Origin of the sequence: Salinarimonas rosea DSM 21201 (genome assembly GCF_000429045.1) — a bacterium.
Taxonomy (GTDB): Bacteria; Pseudomonadota; Alphaproteobacteria; order Rhizobiales; family Beijerinckiaceae; genus Salinarimonas; species Salinarimonas rosea.
On sequence record NZ_KE386842.1, the window covers coordinates 148,645 to 163,756 of the forward strand.

General features: G+C 70.9%; 16 protein-coding genes. 15 read left to right on the forward strand and 1 reads right to left on the reverse strand.

What is annotated here, in order from left to right; translation table 11 throughout:
* Positions 1–33 precede the first annotated feature (33 nt).
* The 6 genes from G407_RS0123990 to G407_RS0124015 all read left to right on the forward strand — a co-directional run bounded on the left by G407_RS0123990 (position 34) and on the right by G407_RS0124015 (position 5,898).
* Complete coding sequence (locus G407_RS0123990; RefSeq protein WP_043540460.1) at positions 34–1,359, forward strand: ABC transporter substrate-binding protein; 1,326 nt, start codon at positions 34–36, stop codon at positions 1,357–1,359.
* A gap of 73 nt (positions 1,360–1,432) precedes the next feature.
* Positions 1,433–2,293, forward strand: coding sequence for a carbohydrate ABC transporter permease (locus G407_RS0123995; protein ID WP_043540461.1), 861 nt, complete (start codon positions 1,433–1,435; stop codon positions 2,291–2,293).
* Positions 2,290–3,135, forward strand: a complete 846-nt coding sequence (locus tag G407_RS0124000; RefSeq protein WP_029032848.1) for a carbohydrate ABC transporter permease — start codon at positions 2,290–2,292, stop codon at positions 3,133–3,135. The genes G407_RS0123995 and G407_RS0124000 overlap by 4 nt, the downstream gene beginning before the upstream one ends.
* Before the next feature lie 4 nt (positions 3,136–3,139).
* Positions 3,140–4,198, forward strand: a complete 1,059-nt coding sequence (locus G407_RS0124005; protein ID WP_029032849.1) for a glycerol dehydrogenase — start codon at positions 3,140–3,142, stop codon at positions 4,196–4,198.
* On the forward strand, positions 4,195–4,923 hold the full coding sequence (locus G407_RS0124010) for an SDR family NAD(P)-dependent oxidoreductase (protein ID WP_052341835.1): 729 nt from the start codon (positions 4,195–4,197) through the stop codon (positions 4,921–4,923). The genes G407_RS0124005 and G407_RS0124010 overlap by 4 nt, the downstream gene beginning before the upstream one ends.
* A gap of 198 nt (positions 4,924–5,121) precedes the next feature.
* Positions 5,122–5,898 carry a (Fe-S)-binding protein gene (locus tag G407_RS0124015; protein ID WP_029032851.1) on the forward strand — a complete coding sequence of 259 codons (777 nt, stop codon included), beginning with the start codon at positions 5,122–5,124 and terminating at the stop codon, positions 5,896–5,898.
* A 25-nt stretch (positions 5,899–5,923) separates the two neighbouring features.
* Here the strand turns inward: G407_RS0124015 and G407_RS32690 are convergent, their stop codons facing one another.
* Entirely contained in the window at positions 5,924–6,388 is a 465-nt protein-coding gene (locus G407_RS32690; protein WP_425337524.1) for a pilus assembly protein N-terminal domain-containing protein, read from the reverse strand.
* A 685-nt stretch (positions 6,389–7,073) separates the two neighbouring features.
* On the opposite strand from G407_RS32690, the gene G407_RS0124025 reads away from it, so the two are divergent.
* The 9 genes from G407_RS0124025 to G407_RS0124065 all read left to right on the forward strand — a co-directional run bounded on the left by G407_RS0124025 (position 7,074) and on the right by G407_RS0124065 (position 15,109).
* On the forward strand, positions 7,074–7,265 hold the full coding sequence (locus G407_RS0124025) for a Flp family type IVb pilin (protein ID WP_029032852.1): 192 nt from the start codon (positions 7,074–7,076) through the stop codon (positions 7,263–7,265).
* Between the two features lie 120 nt (positions 7,266–7,385).
* Positions 7,386–7,595, forward strand: a complete 210-nt coding sequence (locus tag G407_RS0124030) for a Flp family type IVb pilin (protein WP_029032853.1) — start codon at positions 7,386–7,388, stop codon at positions 7,593–7,595.
* A 16-nt stretch (positions 7,596–7,611) separates the two neighbouring features.
* Positions 7,612–8,127: an A24 family peptidase gene (locus G407_RS0124035; RefSeq protein WP_029032854.1), complete on the forward strand. Its 516-nt coding sequence runs from the start codon at positions 7,612–7,614 to the stop codon at positions 8,125–8,127.
* A gap of 118 nt (positions 8,128–8,245) precedes the next feature.
* Positions 8,246–9,049 carry a Flp pilus assembly protein CpaB gene (cpaB, locus tag G407_RS0124040; RefSeq protein WP_029032855.1) on the forward strand — a complete coding sequence of 268 codons (804 nt, stop codon included), beginning with the start codon at positions 8,246–8,248 and terminating at the stop codon, positions 9,047–9,049.
* A gap of 11 nt (positions 9,050–9,060) precedes the next feature.
* Complete coding sequence (locus G407_RS0124045; RefSeq protein WP_029032856.1) at positions 9,061–10,554, forward strand: type II and III secretion system protein family protein; 1,494 nt, start codon at positions 9,061–9,063, stop codon at positions 10,552–10,554.
* Between the two features lie 60 nt (positions 10,555–10,614).
* Positions 10,615–11,310: a CpaD family pilus assembly protein gene (locus G407_RS29810; protein WP_084327785.1), complete on the forward strand. Its 696-nt coding sequence runs from the start codon at positions 10,615–10,617 to the stop codon at positions 11,308–11,310.
* Between the two features lie 29 nt (positions 11,311–11,339).
* The gene (locus G407_RS0124055; RefSeq protein ID WP_029032857.1) at positions 11,340–12,590 is read left to right on the forward strand and encodes a CpaE/TadZ family protein; all 1,251 of its coding nucleotides are present in this window, start codon (positions 11,340–11,342) and stop codon (positions 12,588–12,590) included.
* A gap of 31 nt (positions 12,591–12,621) precedes the next feature.
* The gene (locus G407_RS0124060) at positions 12,622–14,115 is read left to right on the forward strand and encodes a TadA family conjugal transfer-associated ATPase (protein ID WP_029032858.1); all 1,494 of its coding nucleotides are present in this window, start codon (positions 12,622–12,624) and stop codon (positions 14,113–14,115) included.
* 16 nt (positions 14,116–14,131) lie between these two features.
* Positions 14,132–15,109, forward strand: a complete 978-nt coding sequence (locus G407_RS0124065; RefSeq protein ID WP_029032859.1) for a type II secretion system F family protein — start codon at positions 14,132–14,134, stop codon at positions 15,107–15,109.
* Positions 15,110–15,112 lie beyond the last annotated feature (3 nt).

Consider the following 15,112-nt stretch of genomic DNA (forward strand, 5'->3'; position numbering starts at 1 on the left):
TCGAACCATCGCCCGACAGAAGGGGAGGAAACCATGACCGACATCACGAAAACGGGTCTCGTCACGCGCCGCCGGGTTCTGCAGGGCGCGAGCGCGCTCGGCCTCGGCCTCGCGATGACCGGCGTCGCCGCACCGGCGCTGCGGGCGCAGGGCGGACGTCCCATCCGCTTCCTGAACTGCGAGACCGGCCGCGACACCCTGGCCTTCTTCGATCGCATCAAGGCGGAATACGAGGCCCAGACCGGCGTCGAGGTCGTCGTCGACTCCGTCCCGCTCGGCGAGGCCTTCACGAAGATCACCAACGGCATCCGCAGCGGCACGCCCTACGACATCGCCAATGTCGGCTTCGTCGGCCACGTGCTGCTGCTCGCGGACGAGGGTCACATCGTGCCGCTGAACGAGCTGACGGACCCCTACGAGTGGGGCAACAACATCCTCTTCCCGGTCGACGGGAAGGTCTACTGGTACCCGTTCGACTACAATCTCTCGGTGATCTACTACCGCAAGGATCTCTACGAGAAGCACGGGCTGACGGTGCCGGACACCTGGGACGGGTTCGTCGCCAATTGCGAGGCGACGGTCGACGGGCGCCAGAAGGGCTGCCTGTTCCCGATCGGCTCGAACGGCGCGACGAACTGGATGTCCTTCGCCTTCATGTGGGCGGAAGGCGTCGAGCTGTTCGACGACGCCTGGAACGTCGTCCTCGACAACGAGACCATGAAGCCGAAGGCCGCCGCGTATCTCGACTTCATGGAGCGGCTGTACCCGACCATGCCGCCGGGCGCGATCCAGGCGGACTACGCCACCGTGCTCTCCAACATCGTCGGCGGCACGATCGCCCACGGACCCTATGCCGGGCGCGTGCTCGAAGCGGCGGAGCGCGACAATCCCGCCGTCGCCGAGCAGCTCGACATCATGCCGTACATGGACCAGAGCGGCCAGCGCAAGGCCGTCAGCCACGGCTACGACGGCTGGGTGGTGCTCAACACCGACAACACCGGCCGCGCGATGGACTTCATGCGCTGGCTCACGACCGACCGCCTGATCGACTTCCTGCACACCGCACCGGTGCATTTCCAGCCGACGCGGCTCGACATCTACGACAACGACCAGTGGCGCTCCAACCCGCTGATCAGCAAGTACAGCGGCCAGATCGAGACGATGCGGCGGATGGTGTCCGACGACTCGATGCTCGTGACGTCGATCGACACCCAGGGGCCGCACCCCGACACGCGCCCCGGCAAGGTGTTCGAGGCCTTCGTCATGCCGGAGATGCTGCAGGACAAGCTGATCCGCGGGCTGTCCTCCGCGGAGGCGGTCGATCGCGCCGCGGCACGCATGCGCGAGCTCGTCGGCTGAGCCGTCCCGCGACGATCATCCCCGGGGGGCGACCGCGCTCCCCGGGGCTTCCCACTCTTCGAGCAGGCTCGCCATGACCCGATGGATGCTGCCGACCTTCCTGGCCGTGGGTGCGATCGCGACCCTCGTGCTGATCGTCGGCCCGGCGCTCTACGCCGTGTCGCTCAGCTTCTACCACATGACCTCGCTCACCTCGGAGCCGGTCTTCGTGGGGCTGGCGAAATACGCGGACGTGCTCTCCCGCGCGGAGTTCTGGAACGCGCTCGTCAACGGCATCGTCTACGCGGGCGTGTCGATCGTGCTGCAGGTCGTGCTCGGGATCGGCTTCGCCCTCATTCTCCACCAGCCCTTCCGCGGCCGGGCGCTGGTGCGCGGCCTCGCCTTCCTGCCCTACCTCCTGCCGACGGTCATCGCCGTCCTGACCTTCAAGTGGATGGTGGACGGCTCGCTCGGCATCGTCACCATCCTGATGGACGATCTCGGCCTGCCCCCGATCTACTGGTTCGAGACCGAGAGCGCGGCCATGTGGTCGGTGATCCTGATCTCGGTGTGGCTGTGGACGCCCTTCGTGACGACGACGTTCCTCGCCGCGCTGCAGACGGTGCCGTCCCAGCTCTACGAGGCCGCCCGGGTCGACGGGGCCGGACCCGTGCGCCGCTTCTTCCACGTCACCCTGCCGGTGCTGCGGCCGATCCTCACGGTCATCATCCTCCTGCGCGGGGTGTGGATGTTCAACAAGTTCGACGTGATCTGGCTGACCACCGGCGGCGGGCCGATCGGCGCGACGGAGCACCTGCCGATCCTGTCCTACCGCACGGCCTTCGCGCTGTTCGACATCGGCGCCGGCGCGGCGATCGCCACGATCTCGTTCCTGTTCCTGTCCCTGGCCGTGTTCCTCTACTTCCGCGCCTTTCCGATGGAGGACGACGCATGACGACCGGCTCGACCGGGCGACGCAGCCCCTTCGCCAGCGCCGCGATCTACCTCGCGGCCGCCGCGATCGCGCTCTACAGCGCCTTCCCGATCTACTGGATGATCTCCTCCTCGCTGCGCCCGACGCAGGAGATGCTGACGGCACCGTCGCTGGTCCCGTCGCGGCTGACGCTGCAATACTACTACAGCCTCCTGGCCCAGACGGACTACCCGCAGCAATTCCTCAACAGTCTCGTCGTCGCGCTGGCGACGGTGGCGATCACGATGGTGCTGTCGGTCATGATCGCCTACGGCGTGACGCGCCAGCGCATCCGCGGCAAGAAGGCCATCGTGGCGGGCATGCTCTACGCCTACATGTTCCCGCCGCTGCTGCTGGCTATCCCGCTCTACACGATGTTCGCGCTGGTCGGGCTCAACGACACGCTCCTCTCCCTCGTGATCTCCCACCTGACCATGACCATGCCGCTCGGCGTCTGGTTCCTGTGGGGCTTCTTCAAGGCGATGCCCTTCGAGCTCGAGGAGGCGGCGATGGTCGACGGCTGCACCAGGCTCGGCGCCTTCCTGCGCGTCGTGCTGCCGCTGTCGGTGCCCGGGCTCGTCACCGTCGCCATCTTCGCGTTCCTGCTGTCCTGGACCGACTACACCTTCGCCCTCGTTATGATCGGCTCGGACGCGAACAAGACCGTTCCGCTCGGCCTCGCCTCGATGATCGGCGCGTTCGACCTGCGCTGGGGCGACATCATGGCGGGCTCGACGCTGATCGCGCTGCCGCTGTTCGCGGCCTTCGTGATGCTGTCCCGCTACTTCGTGCAGGGCCTCACCGCCGGCGCCGTCAAGGGATGACCCCATGAGCTACAGGATCTTCGGCGCGCCGCAGCGCTACGTGCAGGGACCGGGCGCGGCGGCGGAGCTCGGCGCCGAGGTGGCGCGCCTGGGCGGCGGCCCGGTCGCCGTGGTGATCGATCCCGTCGCCCGCGATCTGCTCGCGGAGACGATCGCGCGGGTCCTGCCGGGCGCGGCCCTGCTGCCGTTCGGCGGCGAGTGCACCGCAGCCGAGATCGACGCCCGGGCGGCCGATGTCGGCGACGCGCAGATCATCCTCGGGATCGGCGGCGGAAAGGCCATCGACACGGCGAAGGGCGCGGCGATCCTCACCGGACGGCCGGTCGGGATCGTGCCGACCATCGCCTCGAACGACAGCCCGACGAGCCATATCGCGGTGGTCTACACGCCCGATCACGCGGTGGCGGGCGTGCGCCACATGGCCACGAACCCGGCCTTCGTCGTCGTCGACACCGCCGTCGTCGCCGGCGCGCCGCGGCGTTTCCTCGCCGCCGGGATCGGGGACGCGATGTCGAAGCCGTTCGAGCTCGCGGGCGCGCTCGCGGGCGGCGGGCGCAACTTCTTCGGCGGCACGCCGACGGAGCTGACCCGTGCGATCGTGGGGCGCGCGCACGACATCCTGCGCACCGACGGCGAGGCGGCCATGGCGGCATCCGCCGGCGATCCCGCCTTCGAGCGCGTCGTCGAGGCCGCGATCCTCCTGAGCGGCCTCGCCTTCGAGAGCGGCGGGCTGTCGATCGCCCATTCGATGGTGCGCGGCTTCTCGGCCGACCCGCGCCTGGCGACGCTGCTCCACGGCGAGATGGTCGCGCTCGGGACGCTCGTCCAGCTCGCCGCGGGGCAGGGGACGCGCGACGAGATCCTCGACCTCGCCGGCTTCTTCCGGCGGATCGGGCTGCCGACCTCGCTCGCCGCCTTCGGCCTCGTCGACGAAGCCGATCTCCTGAAGATCGCCGAGATCTCGCTGACGGCGCCCTACGCCTCGAATTACGAGCGCTCCCTCTCGGCCGCCGACCTCGTGCGGGCGATGCGGGCGCTGGACGACGAGGCCCTCCTGCCATGACCCGCGACGACCCCGCAGGGAGCACGGGCGCGCGCCCGCGCACGGCGATCGTGACGGGCGGCGGTACCGGGATCGGGCGCGCGGTCGCCGAGCACCTCGCGTCGGCCGGGTGGACGGTGATCGCCGCGGGCCTGGAACGGGACGATGCCTTGGATCCCACGGTCGAGTTCGTGACCTGCGACGTGACGGACGCCACGGCGCGTGCGGCGGTGCTCGCACGGGTCTCTGCGCTCGACGCCCTCGTCAACGCCGCCGGCGTCATCCGCTTCGAGGCGGAGTGGGAGAGCGCCGCCTTCGACGCGGTGATGGCGGTCAATGTCGGCGGGAGCTTCGCCATGGCCACGGACGCCCTGCCCGCCCTCGAGCGGGCCGGCGGGTCCGTGGTCAACATCGCCTCGATGTGGAGCTGGTTCGGCAACGCGGCCGCCCCGGCCTACGGGACGAGCAAGGGAGCGGTGGCCGCGATGACCCGCTCGCTCGCCGTCGCCTGGGGCGGGCGCGGGGTGCGGGTCAACGCGGTCGCTCCCGGCTGGGTCGACACCCGCATTTCGGCGCGGGCGAAGGCGGACCCGATCCGCGGGCCGCGAATCCAGGCGCGCATCCCGCTCGGCCGCTGGGCCGAGCCGATCGAGATCGCCCGCGTGATCGGCTTCCTGCTCTCGCCGGACGCCTCCTACGTTCATGGCGCGATCGTCCCCGTGGACGGCGGCTATCTCGCCGCCTGAGGGACCCGCCCCCCCGCGACGCGACGATGCGCCGGCTACCGGCGGCGGCGCCGATGCGGCGTGCCGTCGCGGTCCCCGCCGCCAGTCCCGCTGCCGGCCGACGGGCTCTCGCATCGAGGCGGTCGCCCAGTCCGCGATGGGTCGCGCTTGACGTGCGGGCCGCGGGCGGGACAATGCCCCCCGCGAAGAGGAGCCCCGATGCCGCAAGCCACGCCCCGCCCCCCGCGCGCGCCGCGCGTCGGCCTGTTCGTCACCTGCCTCGTCGACCTGATGCGCCCCTCCGTCGGCTTCGCCGCGGTGAAGCTGCTCGAGGATGCGGGCTGCGTCGTCGAGGTGCCCGCGCAGACCTGCTGCGGCCAGCCGGCCTTCAACTCGGGCGACCGCGCCACCGCCCGCGCCCTCGCGGAGCAGACCATCCGGGAGTTCTCGCGCTTCGACTTCGTGGTCGCGCCCTCGGGCTCCTGCGCCGGGCAGATCAAGGCGCACTACCCCGAGCTGTTCTCCGACGACCCGAACTGGGCTCCCAAGGCGCATGCGCTCGCGGCGAAGACGCACGAGCTCGTCTCCTTCCTCACCGACGTGCTCGGCGTCACCCGCGTCGAGGCCTCCTTCGACGGGGCGGTGACCTACCACGACAGCTGCGCGGGCCTGCGCGAGCTCGGCGTCAAGGCGCAGCCGCGCAAGCTGCTGGCGAGCGTCGACGGGCTCGAGCTCGTCGAGATGGCGGACACCGACGTCTGCTGCGGCTTCGGCGGCACCTTCGCCGTGAAGTACGGCGAGATCTCCTCCGCGATCGTCGAGCAGAAGACGAAGAACATCGTCGCGTCCGGCGCGCCGACGCTGCTCGCCGGCGACCTCGGCTGCCTGATGAACATGGCCGGCAGGCTGCAGCGGGAGGGACGAAACGTGAAGGTGCGCCACGTCGCCGAGGTGCTCGCCGGCATGACCGACGAGCCGGCGATCGGCGAGGCCTGAGCGCGCGCGATCTCCCGCCGCCGCTTCAGCGCACCTGCGTGGCGAAGCCCGCGCGCTGGGTGGCCTGGCCGCCGACCGCGCCGAAATAGCCGTCCGAATCGCCGAGCCTGAGCGAGGGCTGGCAGTCGGGCGTGCAGGAATAGCTCTCGCGGTCGAGCCCGCGCTGCACGACGACGACCGAATCCTCGAGCGGCGCCTGGACGCTCACCATGCTCTCGGCGAGCAGGAGGCCCTGCGCGTCGAGCGCGATCAGGTTCGTGGCGCCGTAGGCCTTGCCGGTGACGACGAGGATGCCGTTGCGCTGCACCGTCACGTCCGCGATGAAGGGATTGCCGACGATCACGGTCTGGGTCCGCTCCGGGAGGCGGATGACCTTGGCGTGATCGAGGAAGACCGTGAGCGTCTCGCGCGGCCCGCCGGCGGGAGCGGGTGCATCGGCCTGCGGAGCGCCGGCAGGCGGCGTCGCGGCGGGCGTGCGGGGCTCGTCGATGGGACGCGTGATGGCGACGATGCGCGGCGCCACGATGCCGGGGGCGACGCCCGGCGGCACGCCCGGCGCATCCGGGCGCTCGACCCGCGGGCGATCCGGATCGTCGCTCACGACGGCGTCCTCGTCCTCCTGCGCGCGGACGTCCGGCACGAGAAACAGGCCGAGGCCGACGGCGATCGTGGCCGCGAGTGCCGGGGCGATGGCGCGGACGGGGCGGATGCGCATGATCCAGGTCTCTTCCTGCGACGCCGGTCGGGAACCGGCGGATGAAGGCTAGCACGGCCGCAAGGACAGCCGAAAATGGTGAACAATCGCCTAATCCGGCCGGAACGACTTGTGGCGAAGCCGTGCTGTTCCTCGCGCCGGGCATGCCGCTACGCCACCGCGCCTCGACGCGCCCCGCTTCGCGACAGAATAGGCGGCAGGAATACACTGGTGTGAACGCCTATTCACCAATTTCTACTACCACAATCTCACAGCGGCACAAATTTTTAGGCCGATGACGCAAAACAGGGCGGATCAGAAAAGATTAACCATCGGAAAGACACTGGCGGTATCTTTGGGAATGCTTCACCGGCTTAACCGGCTGGCAAGAGGTGGCGCGTAGGGTGCCCTCATCGCCGCTCGGTTCCAGAAGCGAGAAAGCCGGGGCGCGCGTCGAAGCACAGTCGTACAGGAGCACACCATGACCAACCTCTTCAAGCGCTTCGTCAAGGACGAGTCCGGCGCCACCGCGATCGAGTACGCCCTCATCGCCGCCGTGATGGCGGTCCTGCTGCTCGCCGTGTTCAACCTCATCGAGACCCCGATGAACGACGCGTTCCAGACGATCGCCGACCAGCTGAACGCCGCCGGCAGCGCGGACACGATCGACTGATCGTCCCCCGGCTTCGGCGCGGCGCAGTCCGCGCGGGGCCGCATCGCCTCGGCCGAGCGTTCGGCCGCTTCGTACCGCGGCCGAGCCGTTCCTCGGCCGGCTCACCAGGGAGCCCGCGCCATGCCGTCATCGTCGAAGATCGGCGCGCGCGCGGGCTTCCTCGCGGACGAACGCGGGGCGACCGCCATCGAGTACGCGCTGATCGCCGCGGTGATGGCCATGATCCTGCTCGCGACGTTCTCCCTCCTCGAGGACCCGATGAACGTCGCGTTCCAGCTCATCGCCGACACCTTCGAGGATTCGGCGCAAGACATGATGCTCATCGAGTAGCGAGAGGCCTCCTCCCGTGTCGCAACAGATCGCCCTCGCCCTCCTCGCCGGCTTCGTCGGCCTCCTCGGCGTCGCCGCGCTCTGCGACGCGCGCACGATGCGCATCCCCAACCGCATCAGCCTGCTGCTGGTCGCGGCCTTCCTGCCCTTCGCCCCGCTCGCGGGGCTGGAGCTCGCACAGATCGGGCTTCACCTGGGAGTGGGCCTCGCGGTCCTCGCCGGCACCTTCGCGCTGTTCGCGCTCGGCCTGATCGGCGGAGGCGACGCGAAGCTGATCGCCGCCGCCGCCGTGTGGTTCGGCGCATCCGACGTGGGCGGATTCCTCTTCGCGACCGCGATGGCGGGCGGCGTCCTCACGCTGGCGATCGTCGCCCTGCGGGCGGTCCCGGTCCCCGCGGCGGTGGACGGGTGGCCCTGGCTCGCTCGTTTGCGCAGCAAGGACGTCGGCGTCCCCTACGGCATCGCCATCGCCGCCGGCGCCTTCGTCGCGCTGCCGCAGAGCGCAGCCTGGCGCCTCGCGATCGGCGCCTGATCGGGAGCCGTCGACGCCGCGACGCGGAGCCTTCGAAAAGGTCCCTTAACCATAATTTGACGATTCGCTGGTGACATCCGACGCACGAGACCCTCCGTAGCGTTCGGGACGTCGAACCATGAAGCGAGCACAACTGGCAGTCCTCGGACTCGCATTGGCGGCCGGTGCGGGCGCGATGCTGCTGATGCGCGGCGACCCGCCGCCTCCGCCGCAGGTCCAGGTCGTCGCCGCGCCTCGGGTCGAGACCACGGCGATCCTCGTCGCCGCGGCGCCCATCCCGATGGGGCAGACGCTTTCGGAGCAGGACCTGCGTTGGCAGGACTGGCCGGCCAACGCCGTGCCGGAGGGCCTGATCACCCGCGACGCCGGCATCGAGGCCGCCGCCGGCGCCATGGCGCGCCAGAGCATCCTCGCCGGCGAGCCGATCCGGCTCGAGCGCCTCATCCGCTCCGACGCCGGCGGCTTCATGTCGGCGATCCTGCCCGCGGGCATGCGGGCCGTCTCGATCTCGATCGATTCGCGCGGCTCGAGCTCGGCGGGCGGCTTCGTCCTGCCCAACGACCGGGTCGACATCATCCGCACCTTCCGCAACGAGAGCGCCTCCCAGCAGGGCGGCGGCGACGTGCTGGTGTCGGAGACGATCCTGCGCAACGTGCGCATCCTCGCCATCGGCAAGAACGTCCAGGTCGACGAGCAGGGCAATTCCTTCGTCGACGGCGAGCACGCGACCCTCGAGCTGACGCCGAGCCAGGCGGAGGCGATCACGCTCGCACAGCGCACCGGCCAGCTCTCGCTCGCGCTGCGCAGCCTCGCCGACGCCGCCCCGACCGCGGTGGCAGTGGAGGAGGAGGTCGTCGAGGAGCAGCTCGGCAGCCTCGACATCGTGCGCTTCGGCGTCTCCATGCCGACCCCGATCCCGTGAGGAGAGGCAGGATGACCCGCGCCCCCGCCCAGAACGCCCCCGCCCCGCCCCGCTCCGCCCGCCGCGCCGGCTTCCTCGGCGTCGCCTCGGCGATCGCGCTCGCCGCGACGCTCGTCGCCGGCGCGCCGCCCGCGGCCGCCGTCGACTGGAACCCGAACGCGCCGGGCGCGCACCCGGCCCAGCCGCCCACCGCGCCGATCGTGCGCATCGCCGCCGGCGAGGGCGCGATCTCGCGGCGCGTCGACGTCGCGGTCGGCAAGTCGGTGATCGTCGAGCTGCCGGCGGACGCCCGCGAGGTCTTCGTCGCGAACCCCGCGGTCGCGAACGCGGTGGTGCGCTCGGCCCGCAAGATCTTCCTCATCGGCCAGGCGCCCGGCGCGACCTCGGTCTTCGCCTTCGACGCCGAGGGCCGCCAGATCGCCTCGCTCGACGTCGACGTCGGCCGCGACCTCCAGGCCCTGCGCCAGACCCTGCGCGGCTCGATCCCCACCGGGCGGATCGACGTGCGGGCGGCGGGCGATTCGATCCTGCTCACCGGCGAGGTCGATTCGAACCTCGACGCCCAGCGCGCCGTCGACATCGCCAACGCCTTCGTGGGCGCGAGCGCGGGGGCGACGGGCGCCGTCGTGAACTCGCTCACGGTGGGCGGCGAGGACCAGGTGATGCTGCGCGTCACCGTGGTCGAGGTGGAGCGCTCGGTGCTCAAGCGCTTCGGCATCGACACGACCGCGGGATGGGCCCCGACCCCGATCGCGGTCGACGAAGGCATCAGCCTCGCGACCACCGGCGCGAACGGCACGGTGCGGGCCGGGCTCCAGGCCGCCGGCTTCAGCCTGCAGGCGACGCTCAACGCCTTCGAGAGCGCCGGGCTGCTGCGCGTGCTGGCCGAGCCGACGCTCGTCGCGATCTCCGGCGAGACGGCGGACTTCCAGGCCGGCGGCGAGATCCCGATCCGCACCTGCTCGGGCACCGGCGTCGACCGGACCTGCGCGATCGAGCTCCTCGACTTCGGCGTGAACCTCTCCTTCACGCCGGTCGTGCTCTCGAGCGGGCGCATCTCGCTGCAGGTGGCGACGCGGGTGCGCGAGCTCGACGGCGGCAACTCGATCCAGATCGACGGCGCCACCTATCCCGGCTTCAAGACCCGCGAATCGGCGACGAGCCTCGAGCTCGCCTCCGGCTCGACCATCATGACCGCGGGCCTGATCTCCTCGCGCGTCGACCGGCGGGTCTCGGGCATGCCGGGGCTGCTCAACCTGCCGATCATCGGCACGCTGTTCCGCTCCCAGGCCTACGACCGTCGCGAGACCGAGCTGATGATCCTGGTCACGCCGCTCATCGCCCAGGCGATGGAGCCCTCCGAGGTGGCGCGGCCCGACGACGGCTTCGTCGACGCCTACGACCCGCAGGCCATCCTGCTCGGGCGGCTCAACCGGCTCTACGGCACCGTCGAGGCGGCCGACCCGGTCGGCCTGCGCGGCACCTTCGGCTTCATCGCGGACTGACCGGGTCCTCGCCCCGCGAGAGGACGCCTCACCAGAGGACCACGACGAGAGATGGCCCGCATGATTTCCGCCAGCACCCGGACCCGCACCGGCAGGCTCGCCCGCCTCGCGCTCGTCGCCGGGGTCGCCGCGACGCTCGGCGCCTGCGCCGACCGCGTGATCCAGACCGGCTCGACGGCCTATCCGCACGACTACCGCGAGCGCCACCCGATCGCGCTCCAGCAGGCGCCGGAGGTGCTCGACGTGATCGTGCGCGGTGTCGGGCTCGACCGGCGCCAGCGCACCGACGTCGCCGCCTTCGCCGAAGGCTATCGCCAGGGCGGCAGCGGCGCGCTGCACGTGCAGGTGCCGCAGGGCGGCGACGAGGTCGGCACGCGCCGCACCCTCGACGCGGTGCGCGCGACGCTCGCCGAGTCCGGCGTGCCGGCGACCTACCTCTCGCTCACGACCTACCGCCCGGGCGATCCGAGCCTCGCGGCGGCGATCCGGCTGTCCTACCGCGCGCTGCAGGCGCGGGTGCAGAGCCGCTGCGGGCTCTGGCCGCAGGATCTCGGCGTGTCGGACGCGGCCTTCAACCTGCGCAACGAGCCCTACTGGAATCTCGGCTGCGCCACGCAGGCCAACGTCGCCGCCCAGACGGCGGATCCGGTCGACCTGGTGCGCGGCCGCACCCGGACCCCGTCGGACGTCCAGGCTCGCCTGCCCGACATCCGGGCGGTCCGCGAGGCGACCTCGCCGGCGACCGGCAACGAATGAGCGCGCCCGTCGAGGGAGGAACACGACCGATGACCGAGAGCCCGCCGCGCGACGACCTGATCCCGCCGGTCCCGCGCATCACGCTGCAGGCCTTCTGCGAGACCGCGGAGGTGGCCGCGGCCCTGGAGGCCGCCGCCGCCGACCGGCGGATGGTCAAGGCGCACGTGCGCGTCCAGACCGGCGGCGTCCCCGCCGCCGTCGCCGCCTACTCGCAGGCCCCGACGCCCAACGTCGTGCTGCTCGAGACCCGCATGACCTCGCAGCCGGACTTCCTGGCCCAGCTCGACCAGCTCTCGGAGGTGTGCGATGCGGGCAGCAAGGTGATGGTGCTCGGCCACGTCAACGACGTGGGCTTCTACCGCGAGCTGATCCGGCGCGGGGTGAGCGAGTACCTCATCGCCCCGGTCGAGCCGATCGACCTCGTCCGGGCGGTCTCGGGCCTCTACGCCACCCCCGGCGCGCCGCCGGTGGGGCGTACCGTCGCCGTGATCGGCGCCAAGGGCGGCGTCGGCGCCTCGACGGTGGCGCACAATCTCGGCTGGTCGTTCTCGCGCAAGCTCGCCATGGCCACCGTGATCGTCGACCTCGACATCGCCTTCGGCACGGCGGGGCTCGACTTCAACCAGGCCCCGCCGCAGGGCATCGCCGAGGCGATCTTCGCGCCCGACCGGCTCGACGCCAACATGGTCGACCGGCTGCTCTCGAAGTGCTCCGACCGGCTCAGCCTGCTGACGGCGCCCGCCGTGCTCGACCGCACCTGCGACCTCACCGAGACCGCCTTCGACCAGATCATCGACATCCTGCGCACGTCGACGCCGGCGATCGTGCTCGACGTGCCCCACGTCTGGACCGCCTGGGCGCGCCGGGTGCTGATCGGTGCGGACGAGGTCGTCGTCGTGGCCGCCCCCGAGCTCGCCTCGCTGCGCAACGCCAAGAACCTCGTCGACCTGCTGCGGCAGGCGCGGCCCAACGACCGCCCGCCGCGGGTCGTGCTCAACCAGGCGAGCCTCGCCAAGCGCCCGGAGATCGCCGCGGCCGACTTCGCCAAGGCGCTCGACGTGGCCCTCTCGGCCGCGATCCCCTTCGACGCCCAGCTCTTCGGCACGGCGGCGAACAACGGGCAGATGGTGGCGGAGATCCAGCCGGGATCGAAGCCGGCGGAGGCCTTCGACGAGCTGGCGCAGGCGATCGCCGGGCGTCCCGCCGAGCGCCGGGGCGCGCGCGCGGCGAGCCTGCTCGACCCGCTCCTGTCGAAGATCGTGCGCCGCAAAGCCTCCTGAGGCGACGCGGCGAACCGGAGAGTGAACCAGCATGTTCGGCAAACGATCGACGTCCGGGACCGCGAGCGACGCCGCTCCCCGCCCGATCCACGCCGCCCCCGCCCCGGCGCCCCAGCCTGCGGCGGAGCCCCATCCGAGCCCGGTCCCGGTTCTCGCCGAGGCCGGCTACGTGCCCGCGTCCTCGCTAGAGCCGCGGGCCGTGCGCGAGAAGCCGCTCGTGGTGGAGGAGCGGCAGAAGTCCGACAAGTACTACCAGACCAAGAGCATGGTGTTCGGGGCCCTGATCGAGGCCATCGACCTGTCCCAGCTCTCGCGCCTCGACGCCGATTCGGCGCGCGAGGAGATCCGTGACATCGTCAACGAGATCATCGCCCTCAAGAACGTCGTGCTCTCCATCGCCGAGCAGGAGGAACTGCTCGAGGACATCTGCAACGACGTGCTCGGCTACGGGCCGCTGGAGCCGCTTCTGGCGCGCGACGACATCGCCGACATCATGGTGAACGGCGCCAACAAGGCCTACATCGAGGTCTCGGGCAAGATCCAGCTCACCAACGTGCGCTTCCGCGACAACCAGCAGCTGATGAACATCTGCCAGCGGATCGTCAGCCAGGTGGGCCGGCGCGTCGACGAATCGAGCCCGATCTGCGACGCGCGCCTGCCGGACGGCTCGCGCGTCAACGTCATCGCGCCGCCGCTCTCGCTCGACGGCCCGGCGCTCACCATCCGCAAGTTCAAGAAGGACAAGCTCACCCTCGACCAGCTCACGCGCTTCGGCGCGATCTCGCAGCCGGGGGCGGACATCCTCAAGATCATCGGCCGGGTGCGGGCCAACACCGTCATCTCCGGCGGCACGGGCTCGGGCAAGACGACGCTGCTCAACTGCCTGACGAACTACATCGAGCACGACGAGCGCATCATCACCTGCGAGGACGCCGCCGAGCTCCAGCTCCAGCAGCCGCACGTCGTGCGCCTGGAGACGCGCCCGCCCAACCTCGAGGGCCAGGGCCAGATCACCATGCGCGACCTCGTGCGCAACTGCCTGCGCATGCGCCCCGAGCGGATCATCGTCGGCGAGGTGCGCGGACCGGAGGCGTTCGACCTGCTCCAGGCCATGAACACCGGCCACGACGGCTCGATGGGGACGCTGCACGCCAACTCCCCGCGCGAGTGCCTGTCGCGTATCGAATCGATGATCACCATGGGCGGCTTCGCCCTGCCCTCGCGCACGATCCGCGAGATGATCGTCTCCTCGATCGACGTCATCATCCAGGCCGCGCGCCTGCGCGACGGCTCGCGGCGGATCACGCACATCACCGAGGTGCTCGGGATGGAGGGCGACGTGATCATCACCCAGGACGTCGTCGTCTACGACATCATGGGCGAGGACGCGAACGGACGGCTGATCGGGCGCCACCGCTCCACCGGCGTCGGCCGCCCGCGCTTCTGGGAGCGCGCCCGCTACTACGGATGCGAGGCGGCGCTCGCCGCCGCCCTCGACAAGCTCGAGCCGAGCGACGCCGAATGAACCGGGGAAGCGCGCCATGGACCTGAACGCGATCGCCGTCGCCGTCTTCGCCACCGTCGCGGTGGGCGGGGTCGCATGGGTCTTCCTCTACCCGCTCCTGTCGGGCGAGCGCCGCGCCGAGAAGCGGCAGCAGACGCTCGTCATGCGCACGCCCGAGGCGCGGATGGAGCGCGTCAACGCCGCCGCGCGCCGCGAGCAGATCGCGCAGAGCCTCAAGGACCTCGATTCCGCCGCGAAGGGCAGCAAGGCCAAGCTCACGCTCGAGCAGCGCCTGACCCAGGCGGGCCTCGACTGGGCCCCGAAGAAGTTCTGGATCGCCAGCGCCGGGTGCGGCCTCGTCTTCGCGCTCCTGACCTTCGTGGGCACGACGTCCCCCGTGATCGCCCTCCTCGCCGGCTTCGCCGGCGCCTTCGGCGTGCCGCGCTGGACGCTGGCCTACCTGACGAAAAAGCGCATCGCCGGCTTCATCTCCGAGCTGCCGAACGCCATCGACATCATCGTGCGCGGCATCCGCTCGGGCCTGCCGCTCGGCGACTGCATGCGCGAGATCGCCTACAACGCGCGCGAGCCGCTGCGCTCCGAGTTCCGGCTCGTGATGGAGTCGCAGTCGGTCGGCGTGCCGCTGTCGGAATCGATCACCAAGCTGGCGCAGCGGGTACCGGTGCCGGAGGCCAACTTCTTCGCCATCGTCATCACCATCCAGTCCAAGGCCGGCGGCAACCTGTCCGAGGCGCTCGGCAACCTGTCGCGCGTCCTGCGCGATCGCAAGAAGATGCAGGACAAGGTCAAGGCCATGAGCACGGAGGCGAAGACCTCGGCCGCCATCATCGGAGCGCTGCCCTTCGGCGTGGCGCTGATCACCTTCTTCACCAGCCCGGACTACATTTCCCTGCTCTGGACCACGCTGCTCGGCAAGATCGTGCTCGGCGTGTGCGCCGTCTGGATGACCATCGGCGTGCTCGTGATGCGCAAGATGATCAACTTCGAGGTCTGAGGG

What these genes read in the sequence shown, in the direction of transcription:
- G407_RS0123990 (WP_043540460.1), top strand. Translation starts at nt 34, where the DNA reads ATGACCGACATCACGAAAACGGGTCTCGTCACGCGCCGCCGGGTTCTG.
- G407_RS0123995 (WP_043540461.1), top strand. Translation starts at nt 1,433, where the DNA reads ATGACCCGATGGATGCTGCCGACCTTCCTGGCCGTGGGTGCGATCGCG.
- G407_RS0124000 (WP_029032848.1), top strand. Translation starts at nt 2,290, where the DNA reads ATGACGACCGGCTCGACCGGGCGACGCAGCCCCTTCGCCAGCGCCGCG.
- G407_RS0124005 (WP_029032849.1), top strand. Translation starts at nt 3,140, where the DNA reads ATGAGCTACAGGATCTTCGGCGCGCCGCAGCGCTACGTGCAGGGACCG.
- G407_RS0124010 (WP_052341835.1), top strand. Translation starts at nt 4,195, where the DNA reads ATGACCCGCGACGACCCCGCAGGGAGCACGGGCGCGCGCCCGCGCACG.
- G407_RS0124015 (WP_029032851.1), top strand. Translation starts at nt 5,122, where the DNA reads ATGCCGCAAGCCACGCCCCGCCCCCCGCGCGCGCCGCGCGTCGGCCTG.
- G407_RS0124025 (WP_029032852.1), top strand. Translation starts at nt 7,074, where the DNA reads ATGACCAACCTCTTCAAGCGCTTCGTCAAGGACGAGTCCGGCGCCACC.
- G407_RS0124030 (WP_029032853.1), top strand. Translation starts at nt 7,386, where the DNA reads ATGCCGTCATCGTCGAAGATCGGCGCGCGCGCGGGCTTCCTCGCGGAC.
- cpaB (WP_029032855.1), top strand. Translation starts at nt 8,246, where the DNA reads ATGAAGCGAGCACAACTGGCAGTCCTCGGACTCGCATTGGCGGCCGGT.
- G407_RS0124045 (WP_029032856.1), top strand. Translation starts at nt 9,061, where the DNA reads ATGACCCGCGCCCCCGCCCAGAACGCCCCCGCCCCGCCCCGCTCCGCC.
- G407_RS29810 (WP_084327785.1), top strand. Translation starts at nt 10,615, where the DNA reads ATGATTTCCGCCAGCACCCGGACCCGCACCGGCAGGCTCGCCCGCCTC.
- G407_RS0124055 (WP_029032857.1), top strand. Translation starts at nt 11,340, where the DNA reads ATGACCGAGAGCCCGCCGCGCGACGACCTGATCCCGCCGGTCCCGCGC.
- G407_RS0124060 (WP_029032858.1), top strand. Translation starts at nt 12,622, where the DNA reads ATGTTCGGCAAACGATCGACGTCCGGGACCGCGAGCGACGCCGCTCCC.
- G407_RS0124065 (WP_029032859.1), top strand. Translation starts at nt 14,132, where the DNA reads ATGGACCTGAACGCGATCGCCGTCGCCGTCTTCGCCACCGTCGCGGTG.